The sequence below is a fragment of the Cyclobacterium xiamenense genome (assembly GCF_042140265.1).
Classification (GTDB): domain Bacteria; phylum Bacteroidota; class Bacteroidia; order Cytophagales; family Cyclobacteriaceae; genus Cyclobacterium; species Cyclobacterium xiamenense_A.
In genome coordinates this window covers 782,501-800,844 of sequence record NZ_CP159481.1, presented here as the reverse complement: position 1 = coordinate 800,844, position 18,344 = coordinate 782,501, and the positions used below count along the sequence as shown (strand labels likewise).

The window sequence follows — 18,344 nt, the reverse complement described above, 5'->3', positions numbered from 1 at the left end:
TTTTTAGGAAAATAATTTTATTACATTTGTGCTAGCATTCGTTAGTGATCACAGAGGGGACAGGCAGTCCCCTCTTTCATTATGAATCATTCTGGAGGGAAGCCCTTGGAGCAAGTAAGCAAAAAGATATGAATTTGAGGCAAACGATAGAGGAAATAGTGGAAAAACACCTTCCCGATGCGAGCCATTTTGTGGTGGACATCCAAATCGTGGAGAAAGGTCCCAAAAAATCCCTGCATATCCTGATCGATGCGGATCAAGGCATTACCATCGATACCTGCGCACTGGTGAGCAGAGCTGTAGGGGATGAAATCGAAGCCAAGGAATTGATGGATACCGCCTACGTCATGGAAGTGTCCTCGCCAGGAGTGGATTTTCCGCTAAGTTCGCGCAGGCAGTACCATAAAAACGTCGGGCGTAGCCTAAAAATTACACTCGAAAACGGCGAAACGCTGGAAGGAAAACTCAGCGAAGTCGACCAACGGGGTATTCAACTCCAAATAGTAAAAAAAGAAAAAGGAAAAAAAGCGGCGGAGGAAGGCGTCTTCCTACCTTTTGACCAAATAAGGAAATCTATAGTAGTAGTCTCTTTCAAATAAAAACAATGGATGCTAAAGTTCTGATTGAATCATTTGCTGAGTTTGCAAGATCGAAAAATGTGGATCGACCAACAATGATCCGTATTCTCGAAGATGTTTTTCGGGCAATGATTCGCAAAAAGTACGAAACAGATGAAAATTTTGATGTGATCATCAATGCCGACAAGGGGGATCTGGAGATCGTTCGGATTAGAGAGATTGTAGACGATAACTCGGAAGATATCTGGGATTACGACAAAATAAGTTTGTCAGAGGCAAAGAAAATTGAACCTGATTTCGAGATCGGAGAAGAAACCTATGAAAAAGTAGAGTTAGAGGACTTTGGTCGCCGAGCCGTGATGATGGCCCGGCAAACGCTCATTCAGCGAATCAAGGACCTGGAAAAAGACCTGCTTTTTCAACAGTACGAAGAATTGGTCGGGGAAATCATCAGTGCAGAAGTATACCAAATCCTGGGAAGGGAGATTCTTCTGATGGACGGAGAGGGAAACGAATTAATCATGCCCAAATCCGAGCAGATTCCAAAAGACCGTTTTCGAAAAGGTGACAGCGTGCGCGCCATTGTTCACAAAGTAGAAATGATCAACGGAAACCCCCGCATCATTTTGTCGCGAACGTCTCCGATCTTTTTGGAACGCCTGTTTGAAAACGAAGTGCCCGAGGTATACGACGGACTCATTACGATCAAAAAGATCGTACGTGAGCCAGGCGAACGTGCGAAAGTGGCGGTGGAATCCTACGATGACCGGATCGATCCCGTAGGAGCCTGCGTGGGGATGAAAGGAAGCCGAATCCACGCTGTGGTACGGGAATTGCAAAATGAGAACATAGATGTGATCAACTATACGGATAATCTGGATCTGTACGTTTCCAGAGCGCTGAGTCCGGCGAAGGTGTCTTCCCTCCAGGTCAGTGAAGAAGACAAGCGAATCTCGGTGTACCTAAAACCCGATCAGGTCTCTCTGGCCATTGGAAAAGGGGGCTTTAACATCCGGCTTGCCAGCCGTCTGGTAGGCTATGAAATTGACGTTTTCAGAGAGTTATCCGATTACGAAGAAGAGGAAGATGTCGATTTGTCCGAATTTTCTGACGAAATTGAGGGTTGGGTAATAGACGAATTGAAGAAAACCGGCCTGGATACCGCAAAAAGCGTATTGGCTCTCACCAAGGAAGACTTGTTGCGGAGAACCGAACTGGAAGAAGAAACGATTGATGATGTGTTTAAAATATTAAAACAGGAATTTGAATAGCAAATAACGATAGATTATTCGTTATCCCCTTTATATTTGCATTAGAATAAAATACAGGAATAGGTATTAGTATGTCAGAAGAAAAAATGATGCGATTAGGCCAGGTAGCCAGAAAGCTCAACGTAGGTGTAGCGACCATCGTGGAGTCCATGGCTAAGAAGGGCTTTGAAGTAGAAAGTAACCCAAACTCTAAAATAAGTATGGAGCATTTCAACATGCTTGCGAAAGAGTTTCGGTCTTCTGCTCAGGAGAAGGAAGAGGCCTCCCATCTTTCCATTGGCAAAAGACACAATGAAAACTTTACCATAAAAGCGGAATCTGAATCCGAGCCGGAAACGGAAATCAAAAAGCCGGAACCGGAAAAACCTGCTCCAGCTCCACAAGAAGTAAAACCTTCGACAGAAAAAGATACCGAAAAAATATCAACAGAAGCTCCCAAACTCCAAGGGATAAAAGTAGTAGGGAAAATCGATTTGGAAGGGAAATCCCCCAAAGCCGATGAACCGAAGCCAGGAGAGTCCGCAAAAACACCCGAACCAAAAGCAGAAGCTCCTGCCAAAGAAACGCCCAGTGAGAAAAATATAGACCAACCGGCAGCAGCGGAAAAAACCACTGCCAGCAGTAGTCCCGAAGAAAAAAAGGCAGCGACATCGGAAGCAAAAACTCCAGAGAGTACTCCGGAAAAAGCGGATCCAAAACAAGACAAACCTATTCCTGAAACGACCGCAAAAGCTGAAGAAAAACCGATCGAAGCCGAGAAACCAAGCACTGACGTAGGGAAAGAGGACGAAGCTGCCCAGAACAAGGACAAAGTGATTTCTGCAAAAGCAGACTCACTGAAAGGGCTGACCGTCCTGGGGAAAATTGAGCTTCCGAAAGACAAATCAAAGAAGAAAACCAAACCGGTTGCCTCTTCGGACGAACGAAACAAAGATAAGAAGAAGCGACCAAGAAAACGCATCGATAACCGACCGGCCCGCGGACCGGAGGGGGCCCGTCCGGCCGCTGGTGCAGCCGGAAAAGGTCCGGGTGCCAGAAAAGGGAACAACCGCGGAGCGGCGGCCAGACCAGGCGCAAGAGGTGCCGGGAATACCCGTTTCCAGAAAGAAGAACCTACCCAAAAAGAAATACAAGATCAAATCAAACAAACCCTCGCCCGATTGCAAGGAGGGGGAAAATCAGGTGGCAAAGGAAGAAATCGAAGAGACAAGCGATCCGATCGGTCCAAGGAGGTGAGTGATGCTCCGGAAGAAAGCAAGGTATTGAAGGTAACCGAATTCATTTCTGCCAATGACCTGGCTTCGCTAATGGACGTTTCGGTCAATGAGGTCATTTCTGTGTGTATGGGACTCGGCATGTTTGTTTCCATCAACCAGCGCCTGGATGCAGAGGCCATCACCATCATTGCGGACGAATTCAACTACGACGTGGAATTCACCAAGTCCGACGAAGAAGAAGCAGAAATAAAGGTGGAAGAAGATCCGGAGGAGTTGGTCGAACGGGCACCGATCGTGACGATTATGGGCCACGTAGACCATGGAAAGACTTCCTTGCTCGACTTTATCCGAAGATCCAAAGTCACCCATGGAGAAGCCGGAGGGATCACCCAGCATATCGGCGCCTATGATGTGGAAACCAGCGATGGGCACAAAATTGCCTTCCTGGATACACCCGGACACGAAGCTTTTACCGCCATGCGGGCCCGGGGTGCCAAAATAACGGATGTGGCTATTATTGTGATAGCGGCGGACGATAACGTGATGCCCCAGACCAAGGAGGCGATTAATCACGCCCAGGTGGCAGGCGTACCCATGATTTTCGCAATCAATAAAGTGGACAAACCCAACGCCAATCCGGATAAGATCAAAGAAGAACTCGCCAATATGAATTTACTGGTCGAGGACTGGGGAGGTAAATACCAATCCCAGGAAATATCGGCCAAGACCGGTTTGGGGATCGACGAGCTGCTGGAAAAGGTGCTGCTGGAATCCGAAATCCTGGAGCTTAAAGCCAACCCTAAAAAGAATGCAGTGGGTACGGTCGTGGAAGCCTCTCTCGACAAAGGAAGAGGCTATGTCTCTACCATCATGGTGCAGGCTGGTACCCTTCGGGTAGGAGACACCATCCTTGCCGGACAGCATTACGGCCGGGTGAAAGCCATGTTTGACCATTTGGGTCAAAAAGTGGAAGAGGCAGGGCCCTCCACGCCGGTACAGGTACTGGGTCTGGGCGGTGCACCACAGGCCGGAGACGTATTTAAGGTCTATGATTCGGAACGAGAAGCCCGGGAAATTGCCAACTCACGCGAGCAAATCCAACGGGAACAGAGTTTGCGTACGAAAAAACACATCACCCTGGACGAAATCGGCAGACAATTGGCGATTGGAAGTTTCAAGGAACTCAACATCATCATCAAGGGGGACGTGGATGGTTCCGTCGAGGCGCTTTCAGATTCCCTGCTCAAATTATCGAAAGACGAAGTGAAAGTAAATATCATCCATCAAGGTGTAGGACAAATATCCGAATCGGATGTATTGCTTGCTTCTGCCTCCGATGCGATTATTCTTGGTTTCCAGGTACGCCCCTCCGCCAATGCCAAGCGCCTCGCAGAGCAGGAAGAAATCGAGATCAGGCACTACTCCATCATATACGATGCCATCAACCAAATCAAAGATGCCATCGAAGGTATGCTGGAACCTGAATTCGAAGAAGTCATTACCGGTAATATCGAAGTTCGGGAAGTATTTAAAATTTCGAAAGTGGGTACCGTGGCCGGTTCCTACGTAACCGATGGTTACATTAGCCGGAAAAATAAAATCCGCATAATACGGGATGGAATCGTTATCCACGAGGGAGAAATCAGTGCCCTGAAACGCTTCAAAGACGACGTAAACGAAGTGAAAAACGGCTACGAATGTGGCGTTTCCATCAAAGGATTCAACGACATCGAAGTAGGAGATACCTTTGAAGGCTATAAAATGGAGGAAATCAAACGGAAGAAATAATCCGCATGCAAATTGCAATCCGAAAAGAAAGGCTGTCACGTATCTGCGACAGCCTTTTTTGCTGAAGAATATCAAAGATTAAGCTTGGCCCCAACAAATGGACACCCTTTTTGCCAGTCTGAAAATCCTCACCCTCCTTACAGGTATGGCGGTTGTGCTGGGCTTTATCCGGCCGATTTGGGTCTTGTGGTTTATGCACCGTAGCAACCGCCTGCTGGTCCTAAAATACTACGGAATCTCCTGCCTGCTGTTGCTTGTTACCTGGCTTTTGCTGGAAAAGATGCTCGACTAGGCGGTTATCCCCACCTTCAGTCCTTCCGAACGAATGTACGCTGCAGCCAGGTCGTATTCTGCTTCGGAACTCAGGTGCTCCATCATCAGCGGTATGTCCACGAGGCGGCTTACTTCCTGCAAAAATACCTGGTAATCCAGATGGCCCAGTCCCGGTCGCACTTCAGAAAATTGTGGCATGTAATAGTCCTGCCGTAGGTCGATGTCCTTCGCGTGGCAACTTCGGATATAGGCGCCCAGTTTTTTAAAGCAGTCCCGTATCAGATTGGCATTGTCGTAAAACAACCGGGGACTTACGATTAGGTTCATGGGATCCATGTGCACAGCAAAAGCTTTGCGGTCGATGGCCCGGATTAGGTCTAGGTAGCTATCCGCCGAGTCAGGAAATGCCCAGGGCATGGGTTCGAGCGCAAAAAAGGTTCGGGTTGGCTGCACCTCATCGATGATTTTTCGCGTCACTTCTACGATATGATCGAAGGTATCTTGGCTGAGGTTATCGCGATGCGGTCCGGCCCAGTGAACGGGGTTCTTGGAACCGCTGATGTTGACGCAACAATTGGCACCAATACGTTCCGCCAGGTGCAGGGACTGAATGCACTTTTCCATGGCCTCCCGGGCCATAGTGGCGTCAGGGCTAATGGGATTGCTCCAGGCTCCTACTTCTGCGATGACAATGTCTGCGTTTTTAGCCGCGCGTTCATAGGCTTGAATTTCCACCTCGCTTGCTGTGATGGAAAGTGGGCAATAGGCTGCACGGAATCCTTTGGCGGTTACCGCCGCAGCCCATTCTTCCGGTCCCTGGGGCTTGGAAAAGATCGGCCCTCCCAGGCGTACGGCGGCTTTGGGACGCATCCGGGCAAAAGCAGGCGTTCCTACCATTGCCAGCCCCATGGCAGAAAGGCTCTTTCGTGTAAATGTTCTTCGGTTCATGGTTGGGTTATTTGGTTTGGAAAGGGAAGATAAAGAAAAAATGGAATAGCTTTATCCCCTTGGCGCTGAAAGTAAGGGACTGCTTTTAGTCGACGTCGAAAGCCGACGGGGCTTTCGGTAATCCGTAGAAAATTAACGATTCTTTGCCCCGCGTGTTTTTGAAGCGCCCTGCGGAAATTCGACACGTGGCGCTTAAAACCCTCTTGGAAAAAACGAAACGCTAAACGGCTACGCCAGGTCTGGTGATGGTTTAAAAAACCATATAAACGAAGTTACTCGATTAAACCCGCAAATATTTAAAACCAGTTAAAAAAACCATTCATCTCCTTTGTCAAATCGAAGAAAAAAGGAGTTGTTCTACGAACTATAGGCTATAGTTGCCCATGGGAAACGGAAAATCGGTATCGATTTAGGCAGCTTTTGACTATCCTGAAATTAGCATCCCAAATCCCCGCCTTTAGCCAAAAAGGAGGAAATACCCGAACTTGTGTTTTTAATCGTGTGTGAAAAAAAAATAACATCCAATCCATTGGTTACAGACTTGCCTTCGGTCATAAATAACTACATCTACAGTAAAAAGGATTTGTAGCTGTTTCTTGTAAACGGCGGATTTTGGCCATCAGCGGGTAAATGGTTTGGCTAGCGCCCATCGTCGCGAATACCTCGGTTGCCTGCCATTAAAGCAATAGGAAATGCATAAAAACACCTGCCGGTCCGTTACAAAATCACCCCATCAAACCATCCTGCACCGCCAAACCCGCGGCTTCCCATCGACTGCCGTAGCCGCAATCAAAAACTCCGTTCCCCCGTCTCTGAGGCGGCACTTTCTTTTCAAAGCCTCTGCTTTCAGGGGATGGTTTTTCGAAATCACGTGCACCTTGCCCTCCGGGTATCGTTTTTTCAGTGCTTTCTTATCCAGACGGATTTCCTCCAGTACCTCGAACACCCTTCCGGGGACGGCATTTGGATACCGATCGGATGTATACACGTGGGTGTGCGGATGCAATTTGGCCAGGCCCTGTTCCACGGAAAAGCTTTTAAACGCCCCGGCTTTTAATAGGGCGGCGTAGGGGACGATCAGGTATTTTCCGGGACAGGCAAATGTGGGCTCAGCCAGCGCTTCCGACTCCGGGGAAAACGAAAAGGTAAGGGTCTCCTCCTCCCGCATTTCCACGGCTACAATCCGCAGCGGTTTTCCGGAACCGTCGGCTAGCAATACCAATTCCCTGACCTCGTTTTTTACACCAAGTACGTGTACCTGGGTAATTCCGGGTAATTCCCGGCAAGCCTCGGTGATGTCCAACATGGGAGAAGCCTTTACCAAAATGGTCCTGGCTTTTTGCTGCAATAGTGCCCAATTACTCACCAGATCCGGCTCCAGATCCCGAAGGCGGTGTAATTTTTGATTGCCTTCGCCCCTTCGCGCAGGATCTACGTAAAGCAGGTCGTAGATTTCCGGCGTTTCCCGTAGAAATTCGAGGGAATCTCGTTGTAAAAAAGTACAGTGCTGGGATGTCAAAAAATAGGGAAGGTTCCGCCGTGCCAGGGCTACCAATTCCTCTTGCCGCTCCACATAGGTCACCCGCTCCATTTTTTCACCCAAATAAACGGTGTCCACGCCAAAGCCGCCGGTCAGGTCCAGCAGGGTTTTTCCCTGCACCAGGCTGGCTTTGTAGATCGCCGTACGTTCCGATGAGCATTGTTCCAGGGAAAGCCTGGGCGGAAAAATAAGCTGTGGATGGACAACCCAGGTAGGCAACTTTTGCCTTGCCCTCTGCCGCAAGGCTATCTGGGTAGCGGCAGTCTTAAGGTCCAGGCCAGGAATGACTTTTTGCTGTAAAAGTAATTGTGCAGGATCTTCCTTCAGATGATCCTGCACAAATTGCATCAGTTGGGCGGTATAGGTCGCTTCCAGACTCACCTAAGCCATGCTGTGCGCCAACAGGTACTCGGCTATTTGCACGGCATTGGTAGCCGCCCCCTTTCGAAGGTTATCTGCCACAATCCACATGTTCAGTGTATTGGGCTGGGTTTCATCCCGTCGCAGTCGGCCGACAAACACCTCGTCCCGCTTGTGGGCATGCAGGGGCATGGGGTAGGTATTGGTGGCCGGGTCGTCTTGCACGACCACACCGGGGGTTTCAGCCAGCAACTTCCGGACCTCATCCAGGTCAAAGTCTTTTTTGAATTCCACATTGACGGATTCGGAGTGTCCGCCCATCACCGGTATCCGGACGGCAGTCGCAGTCACCTGAATGGAATCGTCGTCGAAGATCTTTTTGGTCTCGTTGATCATCTTCATTTCTTCCTTGGTGTAGCCGTTTTCCTGAAACACGTCGATATGGGGCAATACGTTCAGATCGATTTTATACGGGTAGACCATGGTCGCATCGTCTCCTTTTCGCTCTGCCATTAGTTGATCGACTGCATCCTTTCCCGTTCCCGTAACCGATTGGTAGGTGGATACAACGATTCGTTTGATGCCGTATTTCTGCCGCAAGGGGGCCAAGGCAAGCACCATTTGGATGGTGGAACAGTTGGGATTGGCAATGATGCGATCGTCGATGCGCAACGCTCTTCCGTTGATTTCGGGGACGATCAGTTTCTTGGTCGGATCCATTCTCCAGGCCGAAGAATTATCGATCACGATGGTTCCGGCTTCGGCAAACCGAGGCGCCCATTCCAGGGAAGTACCTCCTCCGGCGGAAAATATTGCAATATCCGGCTTCGCTGCCACCGCCTGTTCCAGGCCAATTACCGTATATTCCTTTCCCTTAAACGCAATCTTTTTCCCCGCGGACCGCTCAGAGGCGACCAAAAGGAGTTCGTCGAAAGCAAAATTGTGCTCGTCCAGCACTTCCAAAATTTCCGAGCCTACCAATCCGGTGGCTCCCACTACGGCTAACTTCATCTTGACTATTTTTTGACCGGTTTCACTTTCCTGAGAAATGCACAGGAAAATTTTTTTCTTTGAATTAATCGTGCTTTCTACTCTATTTATTATATTCCATCTATGAAAGCCATCATTTTGATCGGATACTTCATTACTTTTTCCTTGCCAGGATTTGCTTTTTTTATCCCTTTAACCCCCCCAGTAACGCAGGATTTCGAAGAACGTTTTGTGCTTGTCAACCATCCGGGGGAATTTCTGCCCGGGTGGTCCGCCAACGAACTGAGAACCGGATCTTCCCGGGTGTTTCAAGCGAGTGGACAGGGGGTAAACCAGTCCAGCGCCTTGGGTATTCAACCCATCGCAAGTTTCAGTGCGCAAATTTACATAAAAATAGCGACTGTTGGGGTAAACGATCCCAGAATTTCCTTTCAGGCCCGGACCGCAAAAAACGGCTCGGGTACTCGTCCGGCCCTGGTTTACCTGTCATTTTCCAGTGATCCGGCTCAGGGATTTAGCGCGCGCGTTCCGTTGGGAGATACTTCTACCTTTCCGAACCAAGACCTGCCTTTTGCCGCCTATTCCCTTCCTGTCCCTGACGAATTCGTAAACTCCGCCGCAGTTACCGTTCTTCTGGAAGTTGAATATGGGCCAGGCTCGGGTACCGCTGCACGACTATTTCTGGATGATTTCTCGGTAGAAAGCGGTCCGGGCCAGGTGCCAGAATTGAGCCTGACGGAAGCAAGCCTCGCGGCAGAAAACATCCTCTCCCTGCAGTTTAACCAGCCGCTGCAACTTCAGAAAGAGGGTGTAATGCTGAATAACCGCTACGGAACACCCCTAACGATCCAGCAGACAGCTAATTCGGAAGTGCAGCTGGAATTCGATCGACCCCTGTACACCAACCAATACCGCATTGAATTTGAGCAAATAGAGGTAACGGATACGGGACAGCTTCTGGATGATCAAGCGTTCACATTTTCCATCCACACGCCTACTCCTGCAGGTGCCCTGATCATCAATGAAGTCATGGTAGACCCCAATCCAAAAGGAAGGGTCCCTCCCGAACCGGTACTGCCTACCGCGGCCAATGCCGAGTACATTGAATTGTACAACCGCCTGGACAGACCTCTCCTGCTACGGGGGTTTACCTACAATGAGGCCCCCATTGAGGAGCGGGTAATCGAGCCCCTTTCTTACCTGATCCTCTGCTCACCGGGTACAAAACCGTCCCTGGAGCACTTTGGTCCGTTAGCCCTGGTAGACCCTTTTCGCACCTTGCCCAATGCATCGGGAACCATCCATATCCGGGACGGATTCTCAAACCTGATCGACAGCCTGACTTATTCCGAAGAATTCTACCGGAACCCCGAAAAAACCGATGGAGGCTGGGCATTGGAACGAATCAATCCCTTCCAGACCTGTAGCGATTCATTCAATTGGCTGGCATCTTCTGCCCCAAAAGGGGGAACCCCGGGAGCACAGAATTCCGTCTACAGCGAAGAACCGGATAACAGACCTTTTGCCATGGTGGCGGTACAGCCGCTCTCTGCGGAACAAATCCGGGTTACCTTTTCCAAAGCGTTGCCCGCAGAATCCGGCGAAGCTCCCTCGTTTTCCCTTTCGGGACTTCCCCTTCAGGTGTTGCAGTACAGGCGCTATAGCCTGGACCTGGGCCTCCCGGAAGCCATGATTTCGGGAACCAGCTATTTACTCAAATCGGGACCGCTGATCGATTGTTTTGGGCAGCCCCTGCAGTCCGATACCCTATCTTTTGTATTTGATGCGATCCCTCCCCGGCTGCTATCGGTTTGGGGGATTTCAGAAAACGGACTCTTACTGGTCTTCGACGAAGCCCTGGAATCCACCTCCGCTTCCGAGCCGCAAAATTACGGATTGCAAAACGGCGCAGGCCCCGTAAGCACAGCAAATATTCACGAACGTGCGCCCAATCAAGTACGCTTGCAGGTGGAGGGGAGCTTTCAAGCGGGAGCGAAATATACCGTGCAGGTGAGTGCCGTTGCCGACCTTTTTGGCAATGAACTAATGGAAGCCGAGGCTTCGTTTACCTGGGATAATTTTCTGGACAGTCTCTTTTTCAATTCTCCTACCAGCCTGGGCCTGCGATTCGTCGGTGCCGTGGCCGAAGAAAGCGTACTGAATCCCAACAATTATTTCCTACTTCCGGCCGCTATTCGGCCCACGAGAGTATTGCCGGCCCCAGAGGATGCCGCTGGATTTATCCTGATTTTTGACCGAGAGCTTCCTCAAAACCAGGATTTCCTGCTCGAAATCACCGGTATCAGCGATGAGGAAGGAAGGGAGCGCTTCACTTTTCATGCGCCGCTGCAGTGGGATACCCGTCCGCTACAACTTAATCATCTGGAAATCCCCACTTCGCACAGCCTTTTGCTGGAATTCAACAAACCCCTGGACCCTAAATGGGCGGCCATTCCCCAATTTTACGAAGTAAACGAAGGTATCGGCTTTCCGGAAACCCTATCCTTACCCGGCCCTGAAAAGGTGCAGCTTGCCTTCGCTAATGATTTCATTCCCGGCAAAACTTACCGAATTCAACTAAGCCATTTACGGGATCAGTTCGGGGAAGAAATGGCATCGAGCATCTACCGATCCTTTACCTGGGATACGCTGCCTCCCCAACTTGACACCGCCTTTCTGCTGTCTCCCTTTGAACTGAAAATGAAGTGGAGCAAAGCCATCCAACTTCCGGATTCTGTACTGGTAAACCATCGGTTAGAAAAAAACATTTTTCTCAATGAAACGAGAAAATACCTTACGCTACGGACGCAACGTCCCCTAACGGACGATGTTCTGCACATCCGGGTTCCACTCGTCGAAACCGGTTCCGGAGAGCATGGACGAAACGTGGAATACGAGCTGGATCAATCCCTCTTTATTATTGGTAATTCCAGCTTTAGGGACCAGGAAACCCTGGAAATAAGCTTCACCGATTTTCCCGATCCGGGTTCGGTGCTATTCCCCGAAAATTACCGAATTGGGGGCCGCCCACCCAAGGAGGTACAGCTATCGGGAAATGGATATCAGGTATCGCTGTTGTTACAGGAAACGCTTGGCCTGGGTGATACGGTTTCGATCGCGGTAGCACCAATACATACCGCTAACGGAAAATCCAGTCGGCCGCACGATTCGTCCCTTGTCTACCACGACGGTATTCTGGATATATGGATGGAACAGGCCCAATTGCTTCGAATCCGGCAGGAAGAGTCCCTGGATAGTACCCAGCCCTGGATGGGTGATTTTCTGGTTTTGGAAGAGGAGCTGCAGCCCGAGGCCTTTCTTAACCAAAGCAGGCCCAATCAGATTCAGGTGATTTTGGATGTCCCTATACCGGTGGGAGCCTCTTGGACACTTCAGATTCCACCGAGACTTACCGAAAGTGGCACCCGGCTTCCCGGGAGTCTGCGGAGCTTTTCCTGGAATCCATTGCCTCCGGAGCTACTGGAGGTAGAACCCCTACCGGCAAACCAACTACTATTGCATTTTGACAAGGAACTCAATCCGGTTCTGGCGGTGGTCCCTGGGTTTTACTCCGCAAACGGGGAACCTCCCTCCTGGGTATCGGTGGAAGGGAATGGAGACCGAATTCTTCTTACGTTTGACGCGGGCTGGGAAAACGGGCAGGATATCCGGCTGCGTATAGAGGCATTGGAGGACCTGGATGGGAACACCATCGTTCCCGTAGATCTTGTATTTCCCTACCGATCTCCACAAATCCCGGGGTTCAGAGAGTTAGTTATCAATGAATTGATGCCCGCTCCACGTGGCGGAAATGCACTACCTGAAGCGGAGTACCTGGAACTATTCAACCCTACCGATCTGACGTTTCCCCTGGGTGGGATGGTGCTTTCCAATAGCCGTACCGAAACCACACTGCCCCGCGCCAGTCTGGGTCCGGGACAATACCTCATCCTCTGTCCGGAAAGCATGGTGGAGGCCTTCTCTCGCTTCGGTCCGGTGCTTGGCCTTAAATCCTGGCCTACACTCTTGAACAGCGGGGATCTGGTCAGCCTGAAAAATACGCAGGGACTGCTGGTGGACCGCATTCGCTTTGATCCGGGCATGCCTTTGGGTAGCGAAGTCTCGGCCAATGGTTTCAGCCTGGAAGCCATCAATCCATGGTATCCCTGCGAATCCGGAACCAATTATGCCCCATCGATCAGCGAAAACAAGGGGACTCCCGGTCAGCCAAATTCGGTTTTCGATGCCAGTCCGGACCGGACGAAACCCCAGCTGCTTTCCGCCATTCCGGAAGACGATTACCGGATACTGCTGCGGTTTTCAAAACCAGTCGGCCCCCATAATGAGGAAAGTTCCTTTCGATTGACTCCTGAGCGGGAAATACGGGCCTCTTACAGCGATTCGTTGGATCAGTTTCAATATGTAGTGGAATTACTGGAGCCTTTGCAGCAAAACCAGGCCTATTTGTTGACCACGGAGAATTGGCGGGACTGTTCGGGCAACTCCATCGATCCGGAAGCGGCTGATTTGTGGCTAAAAATTCCCGGAGTCGCCGAGGAAGGAGATTTGCTGTTGAACGAGATTCTTTTTAATCCGGATGCCGGCGTACCGAAATTTGTGGAGATCTACAACCATTCTGAAAAGTACCTAAACCTGAAAAATTGGAAACTGGCCAATGCCACTGAGGGAGAAATTACCAATCGCCGGATCATCGCAGGAGGTAACCTGATTGTGGATCCGTTTGATTACCTGGTAGTAACGACCGATGTGCAGCGCCTGGCGGAGCGGTACCCCCTTCATGATCGGGAAAAAATGGTAGAAATGAGTTTACCCAGCTATCCCATTCGTTCCGGAACGGTGATTCTATTGGACCCGGATGAAAATTGGGTAGAACGCCTGGACTATGAGGAAGATTTCCATCACGCTTTCCTGCGGGATTTCAAGGGGATCTCACTGGAGAGGTATTCCGTAACCGCTCCTACGAACGACCCGGAAAACTGGCATTCAGCCAGTGCTCATGTAGGCCATGCCAGTCCCGGCGCCAAAAATTCCCAGGTATTCGTTCCGGGTAGCTCCGCATTTGGCATTTCGGTCACTCCAGAAGTGTTTGTTCCCATGGCTACCGGTGAGCAGCCGTTTACGACCATATCCTATACCATGGAGACGCCAGGATTTCAGGCCACCCTGCGCATCTTCACGCCCACCGGGGTTCCGGTGAAAGTCTTGTGTGAGAACGCTATCTGGGGAGCCGAAGGATTTTATACCTGGGACGGTACCAACGAACGTGGTGAAAAAGTGAATGCGGGCTATTACATCCTTTCCGTGGAATTGGTTCATCCCAGCGGGCAGGTACAGCACCTGAAAAAAACCGTGGTGGTGGGTGCTAAATTTTGAAAATAAAATGTCCTGGGCGAATAATTTTCGTACTTTGAAGCCAATTTCCATCGAATGAATTCGTATTACCTGTATGATAGCCGTATCCATGAACCCAAAATGCTGTTTTCAGGTATTTCTCCTTGCCGTTGCGCTTCAGCTAGGTGCATGCCAGCCTAAGCAGGGGGAAAAGCCGGAGTTTGTCCTGCGTTTCGGCCATTTGGCCAATCGGGATCACGGCTGGCACCAAGCCAGTCTGAAATTTGCCGAGGAGGTGAAAAAACGGTCCAACGGGAGGATCGAAGTAAAGGTATACCCCAACGAACAGCTGGGGAAGGAGATGGATGTACTTACGGGCCTTTTGGTAGGAAGTGCCGACATCATGATTACAGGAGAATCCCTCCAGAGCTGGAGCCTTCCCAAGTCGATCCTGTGTGCTACGCCTTTTGCCATCCGCGATTCCGATCACTTGAAAAAGGTTGCCGGTGGCCCCCTCGGAGAGGAAATTGAGCAACACATTTTGGATGTGGCAGGATTTCGCCCGATCGCCTGGTTTGAGCGGGGAGCCCGGAACTTAACCGCTAACCGGCCCATCCGGCATCCGGATGAATTGCAGGGGATGATCCTTCGCGTCCCGGCGGTATCGTTATATGTAGACACCTGGAGTGCGCTGGGAGCAAAACCGACTCCCATGGCCTTTTCGGAGGTATTCACTGCCTTGCAGCAATCCACCATTCACGGACAGGAAAATCCTTTTGCGCTGATCAAAGATGCAGGGCTGTACGAGGTGCAAAAATACTGCATGCTCACCGAGCACGTGAAAAGCTGGGCCTATGTGGTCATGAGCAATAAAAAATATGAAATGTTGCCAGCAGACCTTCAGCAAGTCATCGATGAAGCTGCTGCGGTGATGCAGGAGTACGAGCACGAATTGTTTTTGGTGCAGGAAAAAGAAGATTACCAATTTCTGCTGGACAAAGGGATGGAATTCATAGAGGTAGATAAGCAAGCTTTTCGGGAAGCAGCCAACAGGGCTGTTATGGAGGCTTTTGATGCCGATCAGATCGATTTGTTAAACAGAATCCAGCAGGTGCAATGATCAAAACTCACTTCCCCGTTTTGGATAAAATTCTTGGATTCTTTTTGAATCTCAGTTTCCTATTGATGATCGCGGTTGTTGTACTACAGATCATCGCCAGATATGCCCTACCCTGGTCACCAAACTGGACGGAGGAGTTGGCCAGGTTTTGCTTTATCTATCTTGTCAGCATTGGGGCTGCCCTTGCGGTAAAAGACAGGGGGTATGTAAGTGTGAACACCTTTCTGGACCGGCTCTCCCCAACAGCAAAATCAAAAATGGAAGCGGTCATTCTGATTTTGGTCATTTGCCTGATGCTTACCCAATTTGTTTTCAGTCTCCCCTTGATGGATATCGTTACTTTGCAAAAATCTCCTTCCCTGAACCTCAATATGGCGATCATGTATGGATCAATGGCCATAATGGGTTTCTTCGTCAGCCTGTACAGCATTTTTGAACTGGTAAAAAAATTCAAATGACCGTTTTGCTTTTTCTGGTGTTCTTGATTTTACTTATTTTGGGTTTCCCTATCGCTTTTGCCTTGGGAATTTCCGCTTTCACGTACCTGATCTTTAGCGATATTCCCTTGATGGTCATTCCCCAAAAAATGTATGCCGGCATTGACGTGTTTGTGCTGTTGTCCATCCCCGGTTTTATTCTGGCAGGCAACCTGATGAATGCCGGTGGGATCACCCAACGGATTATCCATTTTTGCAATGCCTTGTTGGGACATATTCGTGGTGGGCTGGGTCTGGCAAATGTGGGCGCATCCATGCTTTTCGGGGGAATATCCGGAACGGCCATAGCGGATACCGCCAGTATCGGCTCGGTGATGATCCCTGCGATGAAAAAGGAGGGCTACGATGCTCCCTTTTCCTGTGCCGTAACGGCTTCCTCTTCAACCATTGGCCCGATCATTCCTCCCAGCCTGCCCATGATTATTGCGGCCACCCTTACCGGCCTTTCCGTTGGTCGGTTGTTTGTTGCAGGCATTGTACCTGGTTTGTTACTTGGGCTGGGTTTTTTGCTCACCGCCTATTTGATCGCCGTAAAGAAAAACTACCCAAAAAGTGATCGCAAACCCATGATCGTCATCGTGAAAAGCTTCTTTCAGGCATTCTGGGCACTGATGATGACCCTGCTCATCCTTTTCGGCATTATCGGCGGTGTCTTTACTCCAACCGAGGCTTCTATCGTAGCCGTGATCTATGCCATGGGAATTGGACTGTGGGTTTACAAAGATCTGACTTTCAAACGCATCCCGGAAATTCTTTTGAAATCTGCCAAAACCACCGCAGCCCTGATGGTCCTCGTCGGCTTCGCCAACTTGTTTGCCTGGATCATGACGGTGGAAGAACTTCCCCAGCAAATCGCCAGTACCCTGCTACAACTCACCGAGAATAAATGGCTACTCCTGCTGTTGATCAACCTCTTATTGATCCTGGTGGGGGCATTTATGGAAACCATTGCCGCACTACTTATACTGTTCCCTGTCCTGTTAGGAGTTGCGGTTCAGGTAGGGGTGGATCCGGTGCAATTTGCAATTATCATGGTTTTTAATCTGGTAATCGGGCTGACCACCCCTCCCGTCGGCGTTTGCTTGTTTGTGGCCTCCAGTATTGGCGGTGTATCCCTTGAAAAAATTGCGCGCGCGGGTATGCCCTTTTTGTTGGTCAGCCTGTTGGTACTCGCGTTGGTAACCTACGTTCCGGCGGTGAGCCTTTGGCTCCCTGGACTCTTTTACGAATGAATCCGAGGTGGACATTTTGGCATTTTTCAGCTAATTTTTTGACATTTTGACGGATATCACTTGCCAATAACTGACGTATTGTCTTCTTAATCAGTGGATTACTCTTTTTTTCGAAATGGCATCGCTTTTGAATTGGAAGGAATGAAAACGAAGTAGAAAACATAAAACCAATAAAGCCATGACACTGATGAAAGTAGCAAACAACGGAAAAAAATCCCAAGTACCTGCATTTGACAATTTGTTTGACAGGTTATTCGACATGCCTTCGGCCTTTGACCTGGGTGCGCCCCTGAGCCGTTTCAAAGCCAGCGTACCGGCAGTGAATATCAAAGAAAATGAAAAGCATTACCTGCTGGAACTGGCCGTACCCGGTTTGAAAAAAGAAGATTTTAACATCTCCTATGAAAACGAGCACCTGGTGATCGCCTCCGAAAAGAAAACCGAAGCCCAGGAAGAAAAGGAACAGGTAACCAGAAGGGAATTTCATTACGAGTCCTTCCAACGGTCTTTTTTCCTACCTGAAGAGAAGGCGGACATTGACAACATCAATGCGCAGTACAAAGACGGAATCCTTTTGGTCAGCATACCCAAAAAGGAAATCCAGAATAAGGTAAAACAAATCACTGTGGGATAAATTAACATCCCTGGAATTAATCCATTAGCCTCCCCTACCAGGGAGGCTTTTTTTTGCCCCCTTCCTAAACGCTATCTGTGCCAATCTGCGTGATCTATGACAGACATCTGGGTTTCACGGCCATATTTTCTGGTTCCGACAAAACCATATGGGCCCTTATATACTACTTATATACCTGAGATTCGATTCTAGATGAGGTTTATTGTACCTTAAATCAAAAAAGAAAATAAAAAATCAAGACTGTACGAAATCCCCCTTAATAAGAGGGAAGGGGGATTATCTTCAACATTCCCAAATAAATTTTTGTTATAAGATGACTTTACCGTCAAAATCCCTCCTGAATAAAATGGGTACAGGCCCTAGTAGCTCCTTTTAGTGGGAATAGTCAAAGAAAATGGGATTTGAATAGACTCTTAGGTGCTTTGTGTTTTCAGGGAATTCCTCAATTGCTTAGGAGAGGAATAGCACCCATAATCCACATAATTTAATGATAGAATCTCAGCTTATATGGTTTAAAAAAGGGAACCCTATTAGGAAGGAATAG

The 18,344-nt window shown here is 49.3% G+C and carries 12 protein-coding genes; 9 read left to right on the top strand and 3 right to left on the bottom strand.

All coding sequences use genetic code 11. The annotated features are described in order from the left end of the window. Nucleotides 1-128: 128 nt before the first annotated feature. The 4 genes from rimP (at nt 129) to ABWH99_RS03425 (ending at nt 5,146) form a co-directional block, all read left to right on the top strand. Complete coding sequence (gene rimP, locus ABWH99_RS03440; RefSeq protein ID WP_375584911.1) at nt 129-599, top strand: ribosome maturation factor RimP; 471 nt, start codon at nt 129-131, stop codon at nt 597-599. A gap of 5 nt (nt 600-604) precedes the next feature. Next, nucleotides 605-1,849 carry a transcription termination factor NusA gene (nusA, locus tag ABWH99_RS03435; protein ID WP_154856181.1) on the top strand — a complete coding sequence of 415 codons (1,245 nt, stop codon included), beginning with the start codon at nt 605-607 and terminating at the stop codon, nt 1,847-1,849. Nucleotides 1,850-1,920: 71 nt separating this feature from the next. Beyond that, complete coding sequence (gene infB / locus ABWH99_RS03430) at nt 1,921-4,854, top strand: translation initiation factor IF-2 (protein WP_375584910.1); 2,934 nt, start codon at nt 1,921-1,923, stop codon at nt 4,852-4,854. Nucleotides 4,855-4,951: 97 nt separating this feature from the next. Next, the gene (locus ABWH99_RS03425) at nt 4,952-5,146 is read left to right on the top strand and encodes a hypothetical protein (RefSeq protein WP_375584909.1); all 195 of its coding nucleotides are present in this window, start codon (nt 4,952-4,954) and stop codon (nt 5,144-5,146) included. Here ABWH99_RS03425 and ABWH99_RS03420 read toward each other — a convergent pair. The 3 genes from ABWH99_RS03420 to ABWH99_RS03410 all read right to left on the bottom strand — a co-directional run bounded on the left by ABWH99_RS03420 (nt 5,143) and on the right by ABWH99_RS03410 (nt 8,986). Next, on the bottom strand, nt 5,143-6,075 hold the full coding sequence (locus ABWH99_RS03420) for a sugar phosphate isomerase/epimerase family protein (protein ID WP_375584908.1): 933 nt from the start codon (nt 6,073-6,075) through the stop codon (nt 5,143-5,145). The two genes, ABWH99_RS03425 and ABWH99_RS03420, sit on opposite strands and share 4 nt — an antisense overlap. Before the next feature lie 733 nt (nt 6,076-6,808). Further along, nucleotides 6,809-7,996 carry a class I SAM-dependent methyltransferase gene (locus ABWH99_RS03415; RefSeq protein ID WP_375584907.1) on the bottom strand — a complete coding sequence of 396 codons (1,188 nt, stop codon included), beginning with the start codon at nt 7,994-7,996 and terminating at the stop codon, nt 6,809-6,811. Further along, a complete protein-coding gene (locus ABWH99_RS03410) occupies nt 7,997-8,986 on the bottom strand; it encodes an aspartate-semialdehyde dehydrogenase (protein WP_375584906.1) in 990 nt (329 codons plus the stop codon). A gap of 102 nt (nt 8,987-9,088) precedes the next feature. Here ABWH99_RS03410 and ABWH99_RS03405 point away from each other — a divergent pair, with 102 nt between their 5' ends. From ABWH99_RS03405 to ABWH99_RS03385, 5 genes are all read left to right on the top strand, one after another. Then, nucleotides 9,089-14,359 carry a lamin tail domain-containing protein gene (locus tag ABWH99_RS03405; RefSeq protein ID WP_375584905.1) on the top strand — a complete coding sequence of 1,757 codons (5,271 nt, stop codon included), beginning with the start codon at nt 9,089-9,091 and terminating at the stop codon, nt 14,357-14,359. A 73-nt stretch (nt 14,360-14,432) separates the two neighbouring features. Then, nucleotides 14,433-15,437: a TRAP transporter substrate-binding protein gene (locus tag ABWH99_RS03400; protein WP_375584904.1), complete on the top strand. Its 1,005-nt coding sequence runs from the start codon at nt 14,433-14,435 to the stop codon at nt 15,435-15,437. After that, entirely contained in the window at nt 15,434-15,895 is a 462-nt protein-coding gene (locus tag ABWH99_RS03395) for a TRAP transporter small permease (RefSeq protein WP_375584903.1), read from the top strand. The genes ABWH99_RS03400 and ABWH99_RS03395 overlap by 4 nt, the downstream gene beginning before the upstream one ends. Continuing rightward, complete coding sequence (locus ABWH99_RS03390; protein ID WP_375584902.1) at nt 15,892-17,166, top strand: TRAP transporter large permease; 1,275 nt, start codon at nt 15,892-15,894, stop codon at nt 17,164-17,166. The genes ABWH99_RS03395 and ABWH99_RS03390 overlap by 4 nt, the downstream gene beginning before the upstream one ends. Nucleotides 17,167-17,344: 178 nt before the next feature. Next, nucleotides 17,345-17,800 (top strand): Hsp20/alpha crystallin family protein, encoded by a 456-nt coding sequence (locus tag ABWH99_RS03385; protein ID WP_375584901.1) that lies wholly within the window; start codon nt 17,345-17,347, stop codon nt 17,798-17,800. The last annotated feature ends 544 nt before the right edge of the window (nt 17,801-18,344 follow it).